Origin of the sequence: Rahnella sp. CFA14(1/10) (genome assembly GCF_004195095.1) — a bacterium.
Taxonomy (GTDB): Bacteria; Pseudomonadota; Gammaproteobacteria; order Enterobacterales; family Enterobacteriaceae; genus Rahnella; species Rahnella perminowiae.
Window position 1 is genome coordinate 1 of record NZ_SEWS01000002.1, and the last position, 17,755, is coordinate 17,755.

Annotated in this window: 15 protein-coding genes; 12 read left to right on the forward strand and 3 right to left on the reverse strand. The window is 54.3% G+C overall.

The annotated features are described in order from the left end of the window. The 4 genes from EVX52_RS03745 to EVX52_RS03760 form a co-directional block, all read left to right on the forward strand. Positions 1–497: ABC transporter permease (locus EVX52_RS03745; RefSeq protein WP_129990619.1), on the forward strand; the 497-nt coding region annotated here is incomplete at its 5' end. Positions 498–502: 5 nt separating this feature from the next. Then, a complete protein-coding gene (locus EVX52_RS03750) occupies positions 503–1,381 on the forward strand; it encodes an ABC transporter permease (RefSeq protein ID WP_129951464.1) in 879 nt (292 codons plus the stop codon). Continuing rightward, positions 1,371–2,255 (forward strand): ABC transporter ATP-binding protein, encoded by an 885-nt coding sequence (locus EVX52_RS03755; protein ID WP_129951463.1) that lies wholly within the window; start codon positions 1,371–1,373, stop codon positions 2,253–2,255. Before EVX52_RS03750 ends, EVX52_RS03755 begins: the two co-directional genes overlap by 11 nt. Beyond that, positions 2,248–2,925, forward strand: coding sequence for an ABC transporter ATP-binding protein (locus tag EVX52_RS03760; RefSeq protein ID WP_129990620.1), 678 nt, complete (start codon positions 2,248–2,250; stop codon positions 2,923–2,925). Before EVX52_RS03755 ends, EVX52_RS03760 begins: the two co-directional genes overlap by 8 nt. A 107-nt stretch (positions 2,926–3,032) precedes the next feature. Here EVX52_RS03760 and EVX52_RS03765 read toward each other — a convergent pair whose 3' ends face one another. Both EVX52_RS03765 and EVX52_RS03770 read right to left on the reverse strand, forming a co-directional pair. Then, positions 3,033–3,350 (reverse strand): HigA family addiction module antitoxin, encoded by a 318-nt coding sequence (locus EVX52_RS03765; RefSeq protein ID WP_129951461.1) that lies wholly within the window; start codon positions 3,348–3,350, stop codon positions 3,033–3,035. Between the two features lie 83 nt (positions 3,351–3,433). After that, positions 3,434–3,718 (reverse strand): type II toxin-antitoxin system RelE/ParE family toxin, encoded by a 285-nt coding sequence (locus tag EVX52_RS03770; protein WP_129951460.1) that lies wholly within the window; start codon positions 3,716–3,718, stop codon positions 3,434–3,436. A 377-nt stretch (positions 3,719–4,095) separates the two neighbouring features. On the opposite strand from EVX52_RS03770, the gene EVX52_RS03775 reads away from it, so the two are divergent. Next, the gene (locus EVX52_RS03775) at positions 4,096–5,799 is read left to right on the forward strand and encodes a chloride channel protein (protein WP_129951459.1); all 1,704 of its coding nucleotides are present in this window, start codon (positions 4,096–4,098) and stop codon (positions 5,797–5,799) included. A gap of 21 nt (positions 5,800–5,820) precedes the next feature. On the opposite strand, the gene EVX52_RS03780 is transcribed toward EVX52_RS03775, so the two are convergent. Continuing rightward, entirely contained in the window at positions 5,821–6,840 is a 1,020-nt protein-coding gene (locus EVX52_RS03780; RefSeq protein ID WP_129951458.1) for a transporter, read from the reverse strand. A 385-nt stretch (positions 6,841–7,225) separates the two neighbouring features. Here EVX52_RS03780 and EVX52_RS03785 point away from each other — a divergent pair, with 385 nt between their 5' ends. The 7 genes from EVX52_RS03785 to EVX52_RS03815 all read left to right on the forward strand — a co-directional run bounded on the left by EVX52_RS03785 (position 7,226) and on the right by EVX52_RS03815 (position 17,215). Next, the gene (locus tag EVX52_RS03785) at positions 7,226–11,002 is read left to right on the forward strand and encodes a nitrate reductase subunit alpha (protein WP_129990621.1); all 3,777 of its coding nucleotides are present in this window, start codon (positions 7,226–7,228) and stop codon (positions 11,000–11,002) included. Continuing rightward, on the forward strand, positions 10,999–12,534 hold the full coding sequence (gene narH / locus EVX52_RS03790; protein WP_129990622.1) for a nitrate reductase subunit beta: 1,536 nt from the start codon (positions 10,999–11,001) through the stop codon (positions 12,532–12,534). The genes EVX52_RS03785 and narH overlap by 4 nt, the downstream gene beginning before the upstream one ends. Next, positions 12,534–13,256, forward strand: a complete 723-nt coding sequence (gene narJ, locus EVX52_RS03795; protein ID WP_129990623.1) for a nitrate reductase molybdenum cofactor assembly chaperone — start codon at positions 12,534–12,536, stop codon at positions 13,254–13,256. Before narH ends, narJ begins: the two co-directional genes overlap by 1 nt. Continuing rightward, on the forward strand, positions 13,253–13,933 hold the full coding sequence (gene narI, locus EVX52_RS03800) for a respiratory nitrate reductase subunit gamma (protein WP_129951454.1): 681 nt from the start codon (positions 13,253–13,255) through the stop codon (positions 13,931–13,933). Before narJ ends, narI begins: the two co-directional genes overlap by 4 nt. 97 nt (positions 13,934–14,030) lie before the next feature. Then, positions 14,031–14,270, forward strand: coding sequence for an LPXTG cell wall anchor domain-containing protein (locus tag EVX52_RS03805; RefSeq protein WP_015697512.1), 240 nt, complete (start codon positions 14,031–14,033; stop codon positions 14,268–14,270). Between the two features lie 168 nt (positions 14,271–14,438). Beyond that, a complete protein-coding gene (locus EVX52_RS03810) occupies positions 14,439–15,302 on the forward strand; it encodes a D-amino-acid transaminase (protein ID WP_129951453.1) in 864 nt (287 codons plus the stop codon). Positions 15,303–15,502: 200 nt separating this feature from the next. Further along, positions 15,503–17,215, forward strand: a complete 1,713-nt coding sequence (locus EVX52_RS03815; RefSeq protein ID WP_129951452.1) for an ABC transporter ATP-binding protein — start codon at positions 15,503–15,505, stop codon at positions 17,213–17,215. Positions 17,216–17,755 lie beyond the last annotated feature (540 nt).

Genomic DNA, 17,755 nt, shown 5'->3' on the forward strand with positions numbered 1-17,755 from the left:
ACCTGTATATGTACACCATGACGCCACGCACCGGTTTTGTCCTGATTGATACCTGGCTGTCCGGCGACCGTGAAATGTTTTACAACGCTATCCGCCATTTATGGTTGCCGGTGACGGTGCTGGCGATGTTGTCGATGGCGGGTATTACGCGCCTGTTGCGTGCGTCGATGCTGGGCGAAATGAACAAAGAGTATGTGATTCTGGCCCGGTCAAAAGGGGCCGGCAGGATGCGTGTTCTGCTTTGCCACGTCTTCCCGAACGTGCTTGGTACACTGATCACGGTGCTGACGCTGTCCTACGCCAGCCTGCTCGAAGGTGCGGTACTGACCGAAACGGTATTCGCCTGGCCAGGTGTCGGGCGTTATCTGACCACCGCGTTGTTTGCTGCGGATACCCCGGCAATTCTTGGCGCTACGCTGCTGATCGGCACCTGCTTCGTGCTGCTCAATGCGCTGGCTGACGCCCTTACTTATCTGCTCGATCCGCGAACCCGGTAGTTGCTATGACACAAATGATTCCTGAACAACCGACGCAGGTTGAGGCTGAAGCCGATACCTCCGTCTGGAAACCGACCCGGCGCATCACCACGTTTTCTGTCGGACTGGTGCTGGTTGCTATTCTGGTGCTTACCGCGCTGCTCGCGCCGTGGCTGGCACCGTTTGACCCGAATATTCAGCACATCGAATTACGCCTGCTGCCGCCTTCGGAAACCCACTGGCTGGGCACCGACGGGTTTGGCCGCGATTTACTCTCCCGCGTGGTCTATGGTGCACGTCCGACCCTGCTGCTGGTGTCACTGATTCTGGTACTGACCATTCCGGTGGGGCTGCTGATCGGCATCAGCGCGGGATACATTGGCGGCTGGTATGAGCGCATTGTGATGCGACTGACCGATATCGTGATGTCCTTGCCAAGTCTGGTGATGGCACTGGCGCTGGTAGCAATTCTCGGCCCCGGCCTGATGAACGGGGCTCTGGCACTGGCTTTCACCAGCTGGCCGCCCTTTGCGCGACAGGCAAGGGCGGAGACGCTGGCACTTCGACGCAGCGATTATCTGGCAGCGGCGCGGATGCAGGGCATCGGCGGGTTGCGTCTGATGTTCGGCCATATTCTGCCGCTGTGCCTGCCGAGCGCCGTAGTACGTGCGGCCCTCAGCCTCGGCGGCATCATTCTGGCTTCTGCCGGTCTGGGCTTCCTCGGTATGGGTATTCAGCCACCGACCGCTGAATGGGGGTCAATGGTTGCTGAAGGCAGCAAGGTGATTTTCGATCAATGGTGGGTCGCCGCAGCACCGGGCGGGGCGATTTTATTTGCCAGCCTGGCTTTCAACCTGCTGGGCGACGGCCTGCGCGACAAAATGGATCCACGACATGGCAACTGACTTTTTACATAAGGACAAGTCATCCGGCGATCAGCTGGTCGCGAAGGATTTGACCATTTATTTGCCGGGCGAACGTCCGCTGGAACTGGTGAAATCCCTGTCATTCAGCGTCGGGCAGGAACGCGTGGCGCTGGTCGGCGAGTCCGGCTCCGGAAAATCCCTGACCGCCCGCGCGCTGATGGGGTTACTGCCGCATCCGTGCAAATTGCGTGCATCACAGCTGACGCTGGGTGACAACGATCTGACCACGCTCAGAGAACGTGAGTGGAGCACGCTTCGCGGAAACCGCGTGTCGATGGTGATGCAGGATCCGAAACATGCGCTCAATCCGACACAAAAAATCGGCAAGCAGGTAGAAGAACCGCTGCGCCTGCATACACGCCTTGGCCGCAAGGAGCGTCAGGAAAAAGTCACCGAGATGCTGAATGCTGTCGGTCTGCCGAATCCGGCTTTCTTGCAACAGCAGTATCCGCATCAGCTTTCCGGCGGGATGGGGCAGCGCGTGATGCTGGCGATTGCACTGATCAATGATCCCCAGTGGCTGATAGCCGACGAACCCACTTCCGCGCTGGATTTCGAGATGCGCGAACAGGTTCTGGGGCTGATTGAGCGATTAGTTGAACAGCGAAACATGGGACTGATCCTGATCAGTCACGACCTGCAACAGGTCGCCCGTTATTGCGAACGGGTGCTGGTGATGTACAAAGGCGAGCTGCTTGATGAACTGGCAGCCGATCAGTTGGCGAACGCCACCCATCCTTATACGCATACGCTCTGGTCATGCCGTCCGAGCAAATTTACGCACGGTGAACGCCTGCCGGTGCTGGATCGCGCGCTGCTGGCTTCTTTAAAACAGGATCCGCGCCATGAGTGAAATTATTGCTGAATTGCGTCAGCTTAGCGTGTCGCATCGTCAGGGTTACGAAACCCGCACGGTGGTGCATAACGTCAATCTGAGCATCCGTAAAGGCGAATGCTTCGGACTGGTCGGGCCGTCCGGTTGCGGCAAATCATCATTGCTGTGGGTGCTGGCTGGTCTGAACGGATACTGGGGCGGCAGCCTGACCCTGCTTGACCATCAAGTGAAACCCGGCAAGCCTTTCACCGGTAGCCTGCGCCGCGATGTACAGATGGTTTTTCAGGATCCGTATGCTTCGCTGCACCCCAAACACAAGCTGCTGCGAACGCTGGCCGAGCCGCTGAAAATCCTTAAAGAACAGGATATCGAACAGAAAATTGCCGAAGGTTTTCGCCAGGTCGGGCTGGATCCGGCGCTGATGAACCGTTATCCGCACCAGCTTTCCGGCGGTCAGCGTCAGCGCGTGGCGATTGTCCGGGCGCTGTTGCTTAAACCGAAACTGCTGCTGCTTGATGAACCGACATCAGCCCTTGATATGTCCGTACAGGCGGAAATTCTTAATCTGCTCAATGACCTGAAAGCCAGCAGTGATCTGACCATGATTCTGGTCAGTCACGATGCCGATGTGATTGATCATATGTGTGATCGGGCAGTGCATATGGCGAAGGGTTACGTGTTGAGCTGACCGTGCGCCTTATAATCCCTTCTCACAGTCCCCGGGCAAAGGTCCCGGGGATTCTCCGTTCAGCAGTATTTTGAGCGCACCATCGAAGCTTGTCTGCCGGGGAGTTTTTATGATTTTTTCAGAAAATCTTTCAGATGGACGACCTTGTTGATGTCATCCATCAGGCGCGGGTTATTGCGCACTTCCCAGATATCGACATGGGTTTGCAGGTTTAACCAGAATTCGACAGAAGTCTCAAATGTCTTTGCCAGCCGGAAGGCGATATCAACGGTCAGCTTGCGGTTGTTATTCACCAGTGCGCTGATGGTATTGCGGTGAACATTCAGCATGTCGGCAAGATCGTTGATCCGCAGGCCAGTGGGCTCAAGAAATTCGTAAAGTAAAATATCACCAACGGTAGCGGGTTTACGTGTGGTCACAGCCATACGACGTTCCTTTTGGTATGTCTTCATTAACATCGAAACGAATATGCTCATAATTACCGGTAACGCCTGTAACCGTGGGGATCTCAATACAGGCCATGTGCTTTGCCTTCCCGCCAGTAAAAAATCAGACGGTACTGTTCATTCACCCTGATCGATGAAAATCCTTTTAACGGAGCTGCCAGATCTTCGTAGCGATTGCCCGGAGGCCAGAGTAAATCCCGATAATCCATTGCGGCATTGATCATATCCAGCTTCCTTTCCAGAGCGGTTGCCAGCGTCCAGGGTATTTTGCGATGGGGAGTGGCGAAGTGAAAAAAGTCTTCCAGCCATTGATCGCGGAAACTGCTTATCCTGAGCATATCGTTCATGAGATGAACCCATCCTGATTTTTAAGGTGGGGTACCGAAGCCTTCTTGCACTGTGCTTCGGTGCATAAATTAACAGAGTCTTTTGCCGTTGTATAGGGATTGTTCTCCCGGGAACGGACGTGACTTTAATGCCTGATGCGTTTAGCGAAAGCGGTTGTTGAGGATTTTGCGGGACGTTTTCCACAGAATGTGCGTCACCCGGCAGAGGGGTACGGCATGAATGCGGCAAGGCGCGCAAAATTTTTCTGCCTGCGGTGGAACGCGCGGGAGCAACAATTTTCGATTTTAAGCCACGCCGCGGGTTGCGCCGGGCTTATGAGCATGATAATGATTTCCTTCGGTATTCTGCCAGCCACTTTTCCGACCACTGAGATCTTATGAGCCTGAAAGCTTTCAACCCTGATGCCCTGCAAAAAGGTGATCTGATTAACCTGCTGATCGCCATTCCTGCCGGGATTATTGCCGCGCTGGTGACAATCGCTTTTCGCGGGGCGATTTCGGGTATCAACGGCCTGATGTTCAGTGATGGCAGCGATATCACCAAAGCTTTCAATGAATATCCTCAATTTCTCTGGCCGCTGATCACCACAGGAGGGGGCGTGATTGCGGGTTTCATCCTGCTGTGGGCGCTGCGTCACGAAAGCAGGCACGGCAAAATGCCGGATTATCTGGATGTCATCGATCAGCGTCTGCCGGGCATTCCGGTGGTCAGTACCGTGCTGCGCGGGCTGTCGTCGCTTGCCAGTATTGCCAGCGGCGGTTCAATTGGTCGCGAAGGGGCAATGGTCCAGTTATCCGCGTTAAGCGGCAGCCTGCTCGGGCGGTTTTCACGTTTTAAAGGCGTACATCAGTCAGATGTTATCGCCATGGCTGCCGCGGGCGGGCTGGCAGCGGTGTATCACGCTCCGTTTGCCGGCGCGTTGTTTGTGGCGGAAATCGCTTTTGGTGTGACCGCCGTACAGCGCCTGATCCCGCTGTTTATCTCGGCGTCGGTCGCGGTGCTTACTGTCCGGTCGCTGACCGGTTATGCGCCGCTGTATCTGTATGCTTCCGCCTCATTCAGCCCCTCCTTAGGGGCGATTTTTACCGTGCTGATTATTGGCATGGCGACGGGGATTCTCGGGCCGTTATTCATCTCATCAATCGATAAAGTGCGGCAGTGGATGAAACCCATTTCGCATCCGGCGCTGCGTCTAGGTCTTGGCGGGCTGGGTGTCGGCCTGGTGGCGATGATTTCGCCGCTGGTGCTCGGTAACGGTTTTGAGGTCATTGATTTAATCCTTAACAACGGGGATTTACAGACCTCTTTATGGGTGCTGCTGATCCTGAAAATTGTCGCCACGGCGATCACCATCGGTTCCGGTGCGGTCGGCGGGTTGTTCACGCCGTCGTTACTGATTGGCGCGGCGGGCGGCGCGCTGGTGTGTACCTTCCTGCAATGGCTGGGATTCGATCCCGGTCCGGTCGGGTTATATGCTGCGATCGGCATGAGCGCATTGCTGGCGGCCACCAGTCATGCACCGCTGATGTCGATCATGATGGCGTTCGAAATGACCCTCAACAGTTCGCTGCTGTTCCCGCTGATGCTGGCGACGGCGATTTCTTATGTTGTGGCGTCTCGCCTGAAAGTCGGCGGCACGTACCCGGTGCTGACACGGCATAATGCCCGGTTTGCGGCGAAAAATGCGTTTGAATACAGTACGGTGGCATCACTGATTTCACCTTGTTCGAAAATGTACGTCGACGCTTCGCTGTCAGAGGTGGTCAGCGAAGGGTTAAAACAGCGCACACGGTATGTATACATGGTAGACAGGGAAGAACGTTTTCTGGGCGTGGTGCCGACCAATGTGGTGGCGGCAGGGCTTATTGATGGCAGCGTGAAAGCTGACAGTCCGATTGATCCGTTTATCGAACAGGAATTCACGACGATTTTTCAGCAGGCCAGTTACGAGCAGGCGTGGGCGATGTTCAGTCATTCGCCACTTGAACGTTTACCGGTGCTGGAAAATCCGCAATCACGCCGTTTGCTGGGTGTGATCACTAAAGCTGCGTTGCTGAATAAAGCCAAAGATTTCCTGTAGTTGTTGTGCGGAGAGCCGTCATCAGCCGTCGTCGCGATGCCTTAACGCATACCAGCCCGCCAGCAGGGTAAACACGCCGACAATCACCACCAGTAAAATAAAACCGTGGTGATTGCTGGCGAGCGGAATGCCACCGACGTTCATGCCAAAGAAACCTGCGACAATATTGATCGGCAGCGCCAGCACGGTGATTACCGTCAGCACATACAGCGTGCGGTTACTTTGCTCCATCTGCCGTGAGGTGATTTCTTCCTGCAATAACCTGATGCGTTCGGTCAGGGCGATAAGGTCATTCAGTACCACCGAAAATTCCTCGGCAAACTGCCGTAAATCCTGGACCACGGCAGGGGCTATCCAGGCGGGAGGACGGTTCAGCAGGCGAAACAGGGCGGTCGGTTCCGGTGCGAGTAAACGCTGAAACCGCAGCAGCATACGGCGCAGACGCCCCAAATCGGCGCGGTTCTTTTTCACGTGATGGCTCAGCAACCGCTCTTCGATGGTATCCACGTACTGATTAGCTCGCCGTACAATCTGTTCCAGTAAATCTTCCTGTTCCTCTAAAAGATGCACCAGCAGCGCGGTTGGCGTGGTGATGGCCAGATGTTCCAGTCGTTTGAATAACTGTTCGATCAGCCTCACCGGTTTGTGGCGCGCCGTGATCACCAGCTGCTGATGGCAACTGAGCCACAGCGTCGAGGCTTCATCACTGGTTTCATCCGGACGGAAAATCACATCGTTGAGCACCGCCAGCAGCGTGTCATCAAGCCGTTCAATGCGCGTACTGCGCGATCCTTCGCGGATTTCCTCGAAAAATACCTCGCCGATGCCAAAATGCTTTTTCAGCCATTTTTCTGACATAGCGTGATTGAGATTGACGTGGATCCAGACGAATCCTCTGTCGTGGCAAATCTGCTGCCAGGCTTCCTGAACCTGTTGTGAGGAAACGCGTTCGGCTGGGCGGTCCGGACGAAAAACGAAACCGTATATCATCCCGGTAACTTCATCGTTGAAATTGAGTACGGCGGGTTTTTCTGTCTGCATTAAAGGTTTCTGGTGGTGAAAGCAGGTTGTTCTATTACGCCAGACATCGGCGTAAATACAATAACCTCCCGCGTGATTTCACAATACTGTCACATTCAAACGGCCTTACCTCCAATTTTCCTGCGGATGACTTAATGCCCCCCTTTTTGTTGTCTTTGTGTAATTAATTCCAGTAAATCAATCAATTATAGCAACTTAACTTCATACCTCTTTGGGGGTATTTGTCGTTATATAAATGAATGCATGACGCAAAGGCGTTGATCGCAATCAATTGGGCGCGCGTGTGGGCTGCATACCCTGAGGGCATAACGAGCAATGAAGTTGTATTCCCCGCCATTCACATAATGACAAAGCGCAATGAAGCCTTTGCACAGGAGAGTCCCGGATGAGCAAGTTTCTTGACCGGTTTCGCTATTTCAAACAGCTAGCTGAACCCTTTGCTGACGGCCACGGCCAGACGCTGAATACCAATCGCGACTGGGAAGACGGTTACCGCAGCCGCTGGCAGCATGACAAAGTGGTCCGTTCCACGCACGGTGTGAACTGCACCGGTTCATGCAGCTGGAAGATTTACGTCAAAAACGGTCTGGTGACCTGGGAAACCCAGCAGACCGACTACCCGCGCACCCGTCCGGATCTGCCGAACCACGAGCCGCGTGGTTGCCCGCGCGGTGCCAGCTATTCCTGGTATCTCTACAGTGCAAACCGTCTGAAATATCCGCTGATGCGCAAGAAACTGATCCAGTTATGGCGTGAAGCCAGACTGAATTACAGCGATCCGGTCGATGCCTGGGGCTCGATTGTCAGTCAGCCGGAAAAAGCCAAAGAATATAAAGCGGCACGCGGTCGTGGGGGATTTGTCCGTTCAAGCTGGCAGGAAGTGAATGAACTGATTGCCGCGTCCAACGTGTATACCGCCAAAACTTTCGGCCCGGACCGCATTATCGGTTTTTCGCCCATTCCGGCGATGTCGATGGTGTCTTACGCTTCCGGCGCACGTTATCTGTCGCTGATCGGCGGTGTTTGCCTGAGCTTCTACGACTGGTATTGCGATTTGCCCCCGGCGTCTCCGCAAACCTGGGGCGAGCAGACTGACGTGCCGGAATCGGCTGACTGGTACAACGCTTCGTATATTATTGCCTGGGGTTCCAACGTTCCGCAGACCCGTACGCCGGACGCGCACTTCTTCACCGAAGTGCGCTATAAAGGCACTAAAACGGTGGCTATCACGCCAGACTATGCGGAAATCGCCAAGATTTGTGACCAGTGGCTGGCGCCGAAACAAGGCACCGACAGCGCACTGGCGCTGGCCATGGGTCATGTGATCCTCAAATCCTTCCACATCGATAATCCAAGTCAGTACTTCACCGACTACGTGCGCCGCTACACCGATATGCCGATGCTGGTGATGCTGGAACCGCGCGAAGACGGATCATATGCCGCAGGCCGTATGCTGCGTGCCTCTGATCTGGTGGGTAATCTTGGTCAGGAAAATAACCCGCAATGGAAAACCATCGCCCTCGATGAACGCACCGGAGAACTGGTATCACCGTTAGGTTCGATCGGTTACCGCTGGGGCGAAAAAGGCCAGTGGAATCTGGAATCCCGTGAAGGGAAAGACGGCAAAGATGTCAGCCTGAAGCTGAGCCTGCTCGGCGATCATGATGACGTTGTGAATGTGGGCTATCCGTACTTCGGTGGCGCGGTCAGTGAACATTTCAACAGTGTGGCACTGGATGAAATTCTGATGCACAAACTGCCGGTCAAACGCCTGCAACTGGCGGATGGCAGTACCGGCCTGGTGGCAAGTGTTTACGACCTGACGCTGGCGAACTACGGTATCGAACGCGGCCTGAACGATGAAAACTGCGCACAAGGCTATGATGAAATCAAAGCCTATACGCCAGCCTGGGCCGAGAAAATCACCGGGGTTTCACAGCAAAACATCGTGCGTATCGCCCATGAATTTGCCGATAACGCCAACAAAACCCATGGCCGTTCGATGATCATCGTCGGTGCCGGGATGAACCACTGGTATCACCTTGATATGAACTACCGCGGTCTGATCAACATGCTGATCTTCTGCGGTTGCGTGGGGCAGAGCGGGGGCGGCTGGGCCCACTACGTCGGGCAGGAAAAACTGCGTCCGCAAACCGGCTGGCAACCGCTGGCGTTTGGCCTTGACTGGCAGCGTCCGCCGCGCCAGATGAACAGCACCTCATTCTTCTACAACCATTCAAGTCAGTGGCGTTACGAAACCGTCACGCCACAGGAGCTGTTATCTCCGCTGGCGGATAAATCCAAATTTACCGGCAGTATGATTGACTTCAACGTGCGCGCCGAGCGTATGGGCTGGCTGCCGTCTGCGCCGCAGCTCAACGTTAACCCGCTGCACATTGCCGGGCAGGCGAAAGCCGCAGGTTTATCACCGGCCGATTTCACCGTGGCAGCCCTGAAAGACGGCAGCGTGCGTTTTGCTGCCGAACAACCGGACAATCCGCAGAACTTCCCGCGTAACCTGTTCGTCTGGCGCTCTAACCTGCTGGGGTCTTCCGGTAAAGGCCACGAGTACATGCTGAAATATCTGCTGGGCACCGAACACGGTATTCAGGGAGAGGATCTCGGCCTTCAGGGCGGCGTCATGCCGGAAGAAGTCGAATGGCAGGCGCAGGGCGGCGAAGGCAAACTGGATCTGGTGGTGACACTGGATTTCCGCATGTCCAGCACGTGTCTCTATTCTGACATCGTGCTGCCGACCGCCACCTGGTATGAAAAAGACGACATGAATACCTCGGATATGCATCCGTTTATTCATCCGCTGTCTGCTGCTGTTGACCCGGCCTGGGATTCCAAAAGCGACTGGGAAATCTATAAAGGTATTGCCAAAGAGTTTTCCCGGGTATGCGTCGGCCATCTTGGGGTGGAAACCGACATGGTGACGTTGCCGGTTCAGCACGATTCCGCCGCTGAACTGGCACAGCCGTTTGGCGTGGAAGACTGGAAAAAAGGGGAATGTGATCTGATCCCCGGGCGCACTGCACCGCATCTGATGGTCGTTGAACGTGATTATCCGAACACCTATGAGCGCTTTACCTCGGTCGGCCCGTTGCTGGAAAAACTCGGTAACGGCGGCAAAGGCATCAGCTGGAATACTGACAGCGAAGTCGGTTTGCTGAAAAAACTGAACTACACCAAACCGGATGGCGTGGCGAAAGGCCAGCCGGTGATTAACACTGCGATTGATGCAGCGGAAGTCATCCTGACGCTGGCACCGGAAACCAACGGTCAGGTGGCGGTCAAAGCCTGGGCAGCGCTGAGCCAGAATACCGGCCGCGACCACACACATCTGGCGCTGAATAAAGAAGACGAGAAAATCCGCTTCCGCGATATTCAGGCGCAACCGCGCAAAATTATCTCCAGCCCGACCTGGTCCGGTCTGGAAGATGAACATGTTTCTTACAACGCCTGTTACACCAACGTGCACGAGCTTATTCCGTGGCGCACGTTGTCCGGCCGCCAGCAGATTTATCAGGATCATGCGTGGATGCGCGCCTTCGGTGAAAGCCTGCTGGTTTACCGTCCGCCAATCGACACCCGCGCAGCGCAGCCGTTGCTGAACGCGAAACCGAACGGCAACCCGGAAATGGCGCTGAACTTCCTGACGCCGCACCAGAAATGGGGCATTCATTCTACCTACAGCGACAACCTGCTGATGCTGACTTTAGGTCGCGGTGGCCCGATTGTCTGGCTGAGTGAAGACGATGCGAAACAGTTAGGCATTGAAGATAACGACTGGATCGAGGCCTTCAACGCCAACGGCTCGCTGAGCGCCCGTGCGGTGGTCAGCCAGCGCGTACCGGCAGGCATGACCATGATGTATCACGCACAGGAGCGCATTGTGAATATTCCGGGTTCAGAAATCAGCCAGCAGCGTGGCGGTATTCATAACTCTGTCACCCGTGTTTGCCCGAAACCGACGCATATGATCGGCGGTTACGCGCAACTGGCGTACGGTTTCAACTATTACGGCACGGTCGGCTCCAACCGCGATGAATTCGTGATTGTGCGCAAAATGAACCGCATCGACTGGCTGGATGACGAAGGTAATGACGACGTGCAGGACGCCGTACTCCCTGAAAAAGTACAGGAGAAAGCCCAATGAAAATTCGTTCACAAGTCGGCATGGTGCTGAATCTCGACAAATGCATTGGCTGCCACACCTGTTCCGTGACCTGTAAAAATGTCTGGACCAGCCGCGAAGGGATGGAGTACGCGTGGTTTAACAACGTGGAAACCAAACCGGGTCTGGGTTATCCGCACGACTGGGAAAACCAGCAGAAATGGAAGGGTGGCTGGATCCGCAAAATCAACGGCAAACTGCAGCCGCGCATGGGTAATAAAGCCAACCTGCTGCATAAAATCTTCGCCAACCCGCATATGCCGGAAATCGATGATTACTACGAACCGTTTGATTTTGATTATCAGCATCTGCACACCGCGAAAGACGGCAAACATCAGCCGGTGGCCCGTCCGCGTTCGTTGTTAACCGGCAAACGCATGAAGAAAATTACCGGCGGCCCGAACTGGGAAGACGATCTGGGGACCGAGTTCAGCAAACGTTCTGCCGACCAGAACTTCGCCAATATGCAGAAAGAAATGTACGGCGAGTTCGAAAATACCTTTATGGCGTACCTGCCGCGTCTGTGTGAACACTGCCTGAACCCGGCCTGCGTGGCGACCTGTCCGAGCGGTGCGATCTACAAGCGTGGCGAAGACGGTATCGTGCTGATCGACCAGGACAAATGCCGTGGCTGGCGCATGTGCCTGACCGGCTGCCCGTACAAAAAAATCTACTTCAACTGGAAAAGCGGCAAGTCAGAAAAATGTATTTTCTGTTATCCGCGTATCGAAGCCGGTCAGCCAACGGTGTGTTCCGAAACCTGTGTCGGTCGTATCCGTTATCTCGGCGTAGTGTTGTATGACGCCGACCGTATCGGTGAAGCCGCATCGGTGGAAAATGAGAAAGACCTGTACGAAAGCCAGATGAGCATTTTCCTCGATCCGAACGATCCTGAGGTGATTGCACAGGCCGAAAAAGACGGCATTCCGCTGTCCGTGATGGATGCCGCACGTCAGTCGCCGGTCTATAAAATGGCGATGGAATGGAAGCTGGCGTTGCCGCTGCACCCTGAATACCGCACGCTGCCGATGGTCTGGTACGTGCCGCCACTGTCGCCGATCCAGTCTGCTGCTGATGCCGGTGCATTACCGCACAGCGGCGTGCTGCCGGATGTCGAAAGCCTGCGTATTCCGGTGGAATACCTGGCGAACCTGCTGACCGCCGGTGACACCGCGCCGGTGCTGCGTGCGCTGAAGCGCATGCTGGCGATGCGTCATTTCAAACGTGCTGAAACGGTGGATGGCGTAACGGACACCAGTGCGCTGGAACAGGTCGGATTGTCTGCGGCGCAGGCCGAAGAAATGTACCGCTATCTGGCGATTGCCAACTACGAAGATCGTTTCGTGGTCCCTTCCAGCCATCGTGAACAGGCGCGTGAAGCCTTCCCGGAAGCCAAAGGCTGTGGTTTCAGCTTCGGCGACGGCTGCCACGGCAGCGACAGCAAATTTAACCTGTTCAACAGTAAACGCATCGATGCCATCGACATCGGCGCGAAAACAGAAAGGAACAACTGATGAACAGCTTACGACTCATTGGTTTATTGCTCGATTACCCGTCTGATGAGCTGTGGGAACACCAGACGGAGCTGCTCGAAGCGGTGACAGAATCTGCGGAACTGACTGAGGAACAGCGCCACGATCTGGCGCTGTACATCACGGCGTTCTGCAAACAGGATTTGCTGGATGCGCAGTCGGCGTACACCGGTTTGTTCGATCGGGGTCGCGCCACCTCGTTGCTGTTGTTTGAACATGTGCACGGCGAATCCCGTGACCGTGGTCAGGCGATGGTCGATCTGATGGCGCAATACCGCGAAGCCGGGCTGGAAATCGACAGCCGCGAGCTGCCGGATTACCTGCCGCTGTATCTGGAATACCTGACCACCCGTAATGAGCATCAGGCGCGGGAAGGGCTGCGTGACATCGCGCCGATCCTGGCATTACTCAGCGCCCGTATGCAGGAGCGGAACAGTCATTACGCGGAACTGTTTGATCTGCTGCTGGCACTGTCCGGCAGCGATATCGCGACCGCCACGGTGCGCGAGGGGATCAAACAGGAAGCCCGTGATGACACGCCTGCCGCGCTGGACGCGGTGTGGGAAGAGGAACAAATCACGTTCCTCGGCGAGCAAAGCTGTGCGTCGGGCGATGAAGCTGCGCACCAGAAACGCTTCGCCGGTGCGGTCGCACCACAGTATCTGAACCTTGATGACACGCCTGCGGGGGAACCACGCAAATGACCGACTTCCTCAACAACTTCTTCTTCAATATCTATCCGTACCTGTGCGGCACAGTATTCCTGGCCGGTAGCTGGCTACGTTATGACTATGGTCAGTACAGCTGGCGCGCCGGTTCCAGTCAGTTGCTGGAGAAAAAAACGCTGCGTATTGCTTCGCCATTGTTCCATGTCGGCATTCTCGGCATTTTTGCAGGCCATGCCTTCGGGATGCTGACGCCGCACTGGATGTATGAATCTTTCCTGCCGGTGCCGGTGAAACAGCAGATGGCGATGTGGGCGGGCGGTGCCTGTGGCGTGATGACTTTGATTGGCGGCGGCATGCTGGTGTGGCGGCGTCTGAGCAACGCGCGCGTGCGGGCGACCTCCAGTTTTGGTGACATCATGATCATCATTCTGCTGGTAGTGCAATGTGCCCTGGGGCTGAGCACCATTCCGTTCTCCGCGCAGCATATGGACGGCAGCGAAATGATGAAACTGGTCGGCTGGGCGCAGTCAGTGGTGACGTTCCGTGGCGGTGCGGCAGCACATCTCGATGGCGTGGCATTTATCTTCCGCGTGCATCTGGTGCTGGGGATGACGCTGTTCCTGTTGTTCCCGTTCTGCCGTCTGGTGCATATCTGGAGCGCGCCGGTGGAATATCTCACCCGCCGTTATCAGCTGGTACGTAATCGTCGCTGACTGACCTTCACGGATTGTGAACGGGCAATTTTGACATAAAAACGAAGGGCGCTATGATGCGCCCTTATCTTTATTTTATTGCTCAAGGACGCATCTGATGGCCACACCAAGACAACCTATGACCGTAGCCCGCCGTTTACTTCGCAACAGCCTGATTTTACTGGTTATCGGTATTGTTGCCACGATCCACGGTTTAGTGGTTGGCAGTCCGGAAACCCCGCCGGGAGAAATGGCACCGCAACTGATGCTGGGCATCTGGTTTATCTTTATCGGTTGCGTGATGGCGCTGATCAGCGGGTTAGTGATCCGCAACAAAAAGAAAAAAGGCGAACTCTGATCTTTCGCTACACACCGAATCAGCGCTCATCAGGGCGCTTTTTTTATGTCAGCAGTGGCGTAAACCTGCGTTACGTCAACGTCACGCGCTCAGTTTTCACGCAATTTATTCTTTCACTCGTATTACAGCTAATAAAAATCCTAATCAACGTTGTCCAGGAAAAATAACATGACCAGAACGGTATACCTCAACGGGGAGTTTGTTGCCGAGCATGACGCGAAGGTGTCGGTATTTGATCGCGGTTTCTTATTTGCTGATGCCGTCTATGAAGTCAGCGCCGTGCTGAACGGACGTCTGCTCGACAACACGGCTCATCTGGCGCGGCTTGCGCGTTCCTGTCAGGCGCTGAACCTGCGTCTGCCTTGTGCGCTCAGTGATATTGAGACTCTGCAAAAACGTCTGATCACTGAAAACAATCTGCTGGAAGGGGCGGTGTATCTGCAAATCAGTCGCGGCAACAGCGGCGACCGTGATTTTGATTTCCCCGGTGAAAGCGTAACGCCAACTTTTCTGATGTTTACGCAGGCGCGCCCGCTGACAGACCACCCGAAATCAAAAAGCGGTATCCGCATGGTTTCCGTTGAAGATATCCGCTGGCAGCGTCGTGACATCAAAACCGTTGGCCTGCTGGCCCCTTGTCTGGCGAAAGAGTATGCCCATCAGCATGACGCCGACGATGCCTTACTGATCGAAAATGGTCTGATCACCGAAGCCAGCTCCAGCAACGCCTGGATCGTCGATGCTGAAGGCACGCTGATCACCCGCCCGCTCAGCACGCACATCTTACATGGCATCACCCGTCAGGCACTGCTGGAACTGGCGAAGCAGCACCATATCCACTTTGAGGAACGTCCGTTCACGCTGGATGAGGCACTGAATGCGCGGGAGATCTTTATCAGCTCCGCCACCACCTTTATCTGGCCGGTGATTGCGCTGGACGGGAAGCCGGTCGGGGACGGAAAACCGGGCGCGGTTGCCGCAAAATTGCGGGAGATTTATGTGGCGATGGCGGTAGAGGCGACAAGCCGTTAATACAGTTTTACTGCCAAAAGCCCGGGTTGTCTTCACAACTTCACTGAGGTTGAAATGTAAAAGTCAGCGGTTTTGCATTGAAGAGGGTGTGAACCGGCGTCTGCGATCTTGCCTGTTTATTTCTCTAAAACTCTCTGACTGATAACCGTTTTCATCTAGACTAACGGCTTCGCTTTCTGGCTATCTTATAAGGATGTCTGATGCTCCGCCGTTTCTTCTCTTATTACGCACCCTATAAAAAGCTGTTCTTCCTCGACTTCGGGTGCGCGATCCTCGCCGGATTGCTGGAACTGGGCTTTCCGATGGCGATTAAAACTTTCATCGATAAATTACTGCCTGCGCACGACTGGGTGCTGATCATCGGCGCGACGGTCGGTCTGTTGTTGATTTACCTTTTCAATACGGCACTGATGGCTATCGTCAATTACTGGGGGCATGCGTTGGGTGTTGGTATTGAAACCGACATGCGGCGCGAGGCATTCAGCCATTTACAGAAACTGTCTTTCCGTTATTACGACAATACAAAAACCGGCCATATCATCACCCACGTCACCAAAGATTTGGAAGAAGTGGGCGAGGTCGCGCATCACGGGCCGGAGGATGTATTTATCGCGGTAATGACTTTTATCGGCGCATTCATTCTGATGGCAACGGTCCATTTACAGCTGGCGCTGATGACCATCATTATCGTGCCGGCGATGACCTGGATGGTCAGCCGCTATGGTGCTCAGATGACTGAAACCTGGCGGCGTTTGTTCGGGCAGGTCGGTAATTTCAACGCACGTATAGAAGAAAGTATCGGCGGTATCCGCGTGGTAAAAGCATTCGCCAACGAAGAACATGAGCAAAAGCTGTTTGCTTCTGATAATGCTAATTACCGCACTACTAAGCTGAAAGCCTATCAGATCATGACCGCCAGCCTGACGCTCAGTTATCTGAGCACGCGTCTGGTTCAGCTGATTGTGATGGTCGCAGGTACCTGGTATGTGATTAACGACCAGCTGACCTACGGCGGGTTCGTGGGTTTTCTGCTGCTGGTGGAAGTGTTCTTCCGCCCGGTGGCGAAAATCAGCTCAGTACTGGAAAGCTATCCGAAAGGGATCGCCGGGTTTAAACGCTTTACGCAGCTTATCGATACCTCGCCGGATATCACTGACCGGCCGGGCGCGCAGGCAGTCAGCCAGTTACGGGGCGATATTCATTATGACAACGTAGTGTTCGGCTACACCCCCGTCAGTAAAATTCTCAACGGCATTACGCTGACGATTAATGCCGGAGAAACGCTGGCGTTCGTCGGGCCTTCCGGCGCGGGAAAAACCACGTTATGTTCGCTGTTGCCCCGTTTCTATGAGCTGGACAGCGGCAGTATCACCATCGATGGCATCGATATCCGCGACATGACCCAGCGCTCGCTACGTCACAATATTGGCATTGTGCAGCAGGATGTTTTCCTGTTTGGCGGAACGATCCGTGAAAACATTGCTTACGGTAAGCTCGATGCCAGCGAAGCAGAAATCCGCCTGGCGGCCAGCCGCGCACGGCTTGATGATGTGATTGACGCATTGCCGCTGGGAATGGACACGGTAATTGGTGAGCGGGGGGTGAAGCTCTCCGGTGGCCAGAAACAGCGCCTTTCGATTGCGCGTATCTTCCTCAAAAACCCGCCAATTCTGATCCTCGACGAAGCCACGTCAGCGCTGGATACTGCGACGGAGCAGGCTATTCAGCAGTCGCTGGCGGAGCTTTCTGAGGGCCGGACCACCCTGGTGATTGCCCACCGTCTGGCGACAATTCAGAATGCGGACCGCATTATTGTGGTCGATAAAGAAGGCATTGTTGAGCAGGGCACACATGAATCACTGCTGGCCCGTCAGGGGCGTTACGCACAACTTCACGCCGCACAGTTCCGTTAGTCTTTTACTCCTTCTCCTGCGAAGGAGAGGGAGTAAAATTTTCTCCGAAATTCCCCGATCTCTTTTTAGATATGATCTTTCTTTTAATGCCCCTTTTTATTAAAAGCCCGCTTTGAATAAAAAAAGCTCAATTCGGGCAAATAAAAAAATTACGTTTTGTTCAATTCAATCACGCAGGTAATTATTATTATCTTAAATTTGGATTATTTTTGCACAATGACTTTATTAAAAATCCTAAATGGCAAAAAAATGCCTGGTACAAAAATCTTATGGCTGCTTTTTCTATTATTGTGATAATGAACTTACTGATGAAATGATTATCCTGCTATGCACTATTTAAATGCAACGTATCAAACTCCCCTCATAATTCATTAACGATTGTTAACAGAAAAAAACCTTTTGATAAAGGTGATCTGGCTTGCAACAACTTTACAAAACCTACACCCGGTTGCACCATAAAAATGCATGGCACCATTTTGGTGCAATTTGTTATGCGAAAACCGCATATAATCAGGGAGTTAGTGAGTTGTTATTGAAACA